Annotated in this window: 4 protein-coding genes; all 4 read right to left on the bottom strand. The window is 54.9% G+C overall.

Going from position 1 to position 4,806, the window contains the following annotated elements:
- Positions 1 to 134: 134 nt before the first annotated feature.
- Positions 135 to 1,130: a rod shape-determining protein MreC gene (gene mreC, locus B3Z49_RS09080; protein WP_008892087.1), complete on the bottom strand. Its 996-nt coding sequence runs from the start codon at positions 1,128 to 1,130 to the stop codon at positions 135 to 137.
- Between the two features lie 126 nt (positions 1,131 to 1,256).
- Positions 1,257 to 2,297 (bottom strand): rod shape-determining protein, encoded by a 1,041-nt coding sequence (locus B3Z49_RS09075; RefSeq protein WP_008892088.1) that lies wholly within the window; start codon positions 2,295 to 2,297, stop codon positions 1,257 to 1,259.
- Between the two features lie 182 nt (positions 2,298 to 2,479).
- Entirely contained in the window at positions 2,480 to 3,403 is a 924-nt protein-coding gene (locus tag B3Z49_RS09070) for an alpha/beta hydrolase (RefSeq protein ID WP_296990172.1), read from the bottom strand.
- A 116-nt stretch (positions 3,404 to 3,519) separates the two neighbouring features.
- Positions 3,520 to 4,806, bottom strand: a 1,287-nt coding sequence (locus tag B3Z49_RS09065) for a 2-isopropylmalate synthase (RefSeq protein ID WP_296990170.1), incomplete at its 5' end; no start/stop codon positions are given.

Raw genomic sequence — 4,806 nt, 5'->3', positions numbered from 1 at the left:
TGCCAGTGCCGGTGAGGCCGTCGATAACAACGGCACGCTGAGCGGCAGAAGATTAATCAGCAACAGAGCGAAAACACTGAAGGCAGGAAAAAGGCCGCGGGCAATAATGTCCAGTCGATGCCAGACGCCGGGTTTCACTGGGCTTCCCCTGCCGCGTTGGTGGAGGGGGATGTGCCGTCATTTCCGGTCGGGCCTGCGGGAACAATGCCGACGCCGTCAGGCAGGTCCGGCGATACTTCCGTGATGTTTGCATCGTTGGACGGTTGGCTTTGGCGAATACGGTCTTCGCTCAGGATGCCCTGAAGGCCGTAATCAGCAACCCGCAGATATTCCAGTTGATGGCGGCGGAACATCGGCGCAACGCGAACGGCATTTTCCGATACCGATGATACAACACCAATCGGAATGCCCGGTGGGAAAGCACCACCATGGCCCGATGTCAAAATACGGTCACCCGGTGCAACGGCCGCATCCGCAGTCAGGAAGGTCAGAAGCGGGCGGTTGGTGTTGTCACCGGAAAGAAATGCACGGTCGCGCGAATTTTCCACAACGACCGGCACACGAGAGTTGATATCGGTGATCAAAAGAACACGCGACGCCTGATACCCCGCCTCGGCAACGCGACCAATCAGACCTTCGTCCGAAATCACTGCTTGCCCCTTGGCAACGCCGTCGCGCGAGCCGGCGGAAATCATCACGCTGTGGGCATAGGCACCGCCCATGTCCGCAATCACGCGGGATGTTACCAGATGGAGGGCAGGCGGGGAGGTGTAGCTTGCCAGATCGCGAAGGCGGGCATTCTCATGGGAAAGATTACGTGCCGCTTGCTGCCAGGCCAGCAATTGCTGGTTTTCGCGGCGCAGGCGCTCGTTTTCTTCGTAAAGATGGGCGAGGTTGTAGATCTTGTCGGTCAGCTCGTTGATGCTGGCCGCAGGGCGGGAAATGACGTTCATCACCGGCGACACCAGATCAGCCGACGCGGCGCGGATCCGCTCGATCAGAACAGTATCGGCCTTGCCCAGAAGCATCAGGCCAAAAGCCGATAAAATCAGCAGTATGAAAGCGAAGCGGTGAAGGGCCGTGCGTAACGGCGAAAAGATACGCTGCTGCGGACCACCATGCTGTGCCAATGTATTCCCCGCGAATTCCCAAAAGGTTGTTCTTCATCCCGTGCGGGATATTCAACCATAACGAAATCACCGAGTCGCGTCCAGTAAGGATACGACCCGGTGATGATATTCAAGGCCGCTTTTTTATCAGTATGCTGTGTGCAGGACGTTACGCAGCATCTTTTTCTCTTCCAGCGCGCGACCGGTACCCAGTGCAACGCAGGAAAGCGGATCATCTGCAATCGAAACCGGAAGACCGGTTGCATGACGCAGAACATAATCAAGGTTGCCAAGCATCGCGCCGCCACCGGTCAAGACAATACCCTTGTCCACGATGTCAGCAGCAAGTTCCGGCGGGGTCTGTTCGAGGGCGACTTTCACCGCCTCGATGATTGCCGAAACAGGCTCTGCAAGGCTTTCTGCGATCTGACGTTCAGAAATCAGCAGTTCCTTCGGAACGCCGTTCATCAGGTCACGACCGCGGATTTCTACAGTTGCGCCATCACCGTCATCCGGTGCACAGGCAGAACCGATTTCCTTCTTGATGCGTTCGGCGGTGCTTTCGCCGACCAGAAGGTTATGAGTGCGACGGATGTAAGCAATGATCGCTTCATCCATTTTGTCACCACCGACACGTACCGAACGCGCATAGACGATACCGCCCAGCGAGAGCACGGCAACCTCGGTGGTGCCACCGCCGATATCGACAACCATGGAGCCGGTCGGTTCCGTCACCGGAAGGCCGGCACCAATGGCAGCTGCCATCGGCTCGTCAATCAGCCAGACTTTACGCGCGCCAGCACTTTCTGCACTTTCCTGAATGGCGCGGCGCTCAACTGCGGTCGAACCCGACGGTACGCAGATGATGACTTCCGGGCTGGCAAAGTTGCGACGGTTATGGACCTTGCGGATAAAGTGCTTGATCATTTCCTCGGCGATGTGGAATTCCGCAATAACGCCGTCACGCAACGGGCGGATCGCCTGAATATACCCCGGGGTACGACCGAGCATCTGTTTGGCTTCTTCACCAACTGCAAGGACCTGTTTCTTGCCTTTTTCGTCGGTAATGGCCACCACGGATGGTTCGTTCAGAACGATGCCTCGTCCCTTAACGTAAACCAGTGTGTTCGCGGTGCCCAGATCCACCGCCATGTCGGAGGATAAAACCCCAAGAAGCTTGGAAAACATTCCTGCCCTATGCCCCGGTTAAAAGTAAAATCTCAAAAGCGAATGTACCGGCTTTGATAGCGTAAGGAATAAGCCGATGCACGAATAATCTGCTCAGGGGATTGAGGAATAATTAAGGCGCGTAATTTTCCTGAAATAAGGCATCAAAAACATGATCAGTAATATGGTCTTGGCGGAGAAATTCAATTTCGTCCTATATTTTCCGAGATGCCCATTGCAGAAAGGAAATCTGTCACCAGTGAGACTACAAGCGGACTGTTTTCTATTTGCAACGTTTTGCGAGTCGTTTGTTTTTCAATCATTTCGCTGCTTTCAACGACTTCAAACCGAACGAGTTCGCGCCCGTCGTAAAGGTCGCGATCCATACGCCATTCACACCATGCCGGCGGGTTAAACGGATCATTTTTGACAGCCACAAGCAGGCTGGGCACAAAGTTGTCCATTTCCGACATACATTGCGGTCTTAGCCCGACAAGTGCCTTGAATCGGTATTGGTAGTGTTTGGCATGGCCATCCCGATATATCGCCAGCTGAGCTGCGCCAGCACCATAGCCATAACCGAAGACGGCAATGTTTGCAGGCGCAGTGGATTTTACCCCGGCAAGGTAATGAAGCGCGCTGATGGCATCGAATGCCCAGTAGGACAGACCGTGTTTCGGCGTTTGAAGTTCCCCGCCACCACAGTAATCCTGCGTCGGATGGGCATCGGGTGGCGATATCAAAAGCACCGCGTATCCGCTTTGTCGCAGGATCGTGATCCACGTTTCCGGAAAATGGTTGTCACAGTCGGGCAGGGCGACGACGGCAGGGTAAGGTGGCTTTGCGGTTCCATTGCCCGCAGCCGGTTCGAAATAAACTGCTGGAATAACCGCTTGCAGGCTTTCATCCACCCTAGGTATGGCTTTCCCGGAGGCAATCAGGCGTTGCCTCAAACCGCTTTTGGGGTAGGGCAGTGATGGAACGGTGACAGGCTGACCCGACCGCATTGTCGGCGTTTGCTCGGACGCATGTACGGAGCTTGCAACCATGCCAACAGGCAGAGCCACAGCAATCGCTACGATCAGAGCATATGGAAACGCACGCAGAGCTTTGCTTGGCCGGACCATGGGCAACTCCATTCACGGGTGCCAAATTCTATCACACCGTTGGCCATGCCACCATTCACACATAAGAAAAGGGCGGCACAAGTGCCGCCCTTTGAATTTAAACCGGTAAGCTTTGCTTAGGATGCCATCGCATCCGGTGCGGTTTTCTTGCTTTTTTCGATCAGCTTGTTAACTGCCGTGACATAGGCAAGGCAGGATGCAACCACGGTATCGGTATCCGATGCGTTGCCGACAACCGTACGATCTTCGCCGTCGAGTTTGACTGTGACCGTTCCCTGGGCGTCGGTGCCCTCGGTTACGGCATGCACCTGATAGAGCTTCAGGCGCCAGTCATGCGGATAGATTTCCTTGATCGCGTTAAACGTCGCATCAATCGGGCCATCGCCGGTGGTTTTGGCCGTACGGGTTTCGCCGTCAACGGTCAATTCCAGTTCCGCGGTCTGCGGACCTTTGGAGCCACAAGTAACGGTCAGGCCAACGAACTTGATATGTTCGTTGTCGCGCATTCCGTCATCGACCAGGGCGACGATGTCGTCGTCATAGACTTCTTTTTTCTTGTCCGCCAAGTCCTTGAAGCGTGCAAACGCATCTTCAATCGCGTTGTCACCCAAATCGGTAAAGCCCAGTTCCTTGAGCTTTTCCTTGAACGCATGACGACCGGAATGCTTGCCCATGACCAGGCTTGATTTGTTCAGACCAATCGATTCCGGCTTCATGATTTCATAGGTCTCGGAATTCTTCAGGAAGCCGTCCTGATGGATGCCGCTTTCATGGGCAAACGCATTGGCGCCAACGATTGCCTTGTTTGGCTGTACGACAAAGCCGGAAACAGCCGAAACCAGACGCGATGCGTTCATGATTTTGGTGGTATCAATGCCCGTGGTGAACGGGAAGGCATCGTTACGGGTGTTGATCGCCATAACGATTTCTTCGAGGGCGGCGTTACCGGCACGTTCGCCCAGACCGTTGATCGTGCATTCGATCTGACGGGCACCCGCATTGACCGCCGAGATCGAGTTGGCAACTGCCATGCCCAAATCGTTGTGGCAGTGAACCGACAGGATCGCCTTGTCGATGTTCGGCACGCGGTTAAACAGCATGGTCATCAGTTCGGCATATTCGGTCGGCGTGGTGTAACCAACCGTGTCGGGGATGTTGATGGTGGTCGCACCGGCATCAATGGCCGCTTCGACGCAACGGCACAGGAAGTCATGTTCGGTACGCGAACCGTCTTCTGCCGACCATTCAACATCGTCGGTGAACTTGCGCGCCAGTGTCACACTTTCAATCACCTTTTCCAGAACGCGTTCCGGTTCCATCTGCAATTTGTATTTCATATGCAGGGGGCTGGTGGAGATGAAGGTGTGGATACGCTTGTTTTCAGCCGGTTCCAATGCCTCTGC

It is taken from the genome of Thalassospira sp. UBA1131, from assembly GCF_002311515.1.
Taxonomy (GTDB): Bacteria; Pseudomonadota; Alphaproteobacteria; order Rhodospirillales; family Thalassospiraceae; genus Thalassospira.
Note: the sequence above shows the minus strand (reverse complement) of the source record. Positions and strands in the feature narration are given on the sequence as shown.